Consider the following 251-nt stretch of genomic DNA (forward strand, 5'->3'; position numbering starts at 1 on the left):
GTTGAATAGTGCGGCATACGGGCCGGGATCAACGAGCCGTCTAGAGGCTGCCCCAATCCGTCAAGCACTTTGCCCAGCAGTTCCGAACCTACCTGAACGCTGAGCGGTTTCCCGGTTCCCACCACATCGCATCCCGGTCCTACGGAATGAAGCTCACCGAGCGGCATTAGCAGCACCTTGTTGTCTCTGAAGCCGACAACCTCGGCTTTCAGCGGCTTGGATTGCTTCGTCGGATAGATATAGCACACGTC

Annotated in this window: 1 pseudogene; it reads right to left on the reverse strand. The window is 57.4% G+C overall.

The window, feature by feature from the left end:
* Window positions 1–251 (reverse strand): annotated as a pseudogene (locus ACSNOG_RS33705) (EscN/YscN/HrcN family type III secretion system ATPase); the annotation flags it as partial.

It is taken from the genome of Streptomyces sp. URMC 124, from assembly GCF_051386455.1.
Lineage (GTDB): Bacteria > Actinomycetota > Actinomycetes > Streptomycetales > Streptomycetaceae > Streptomyces.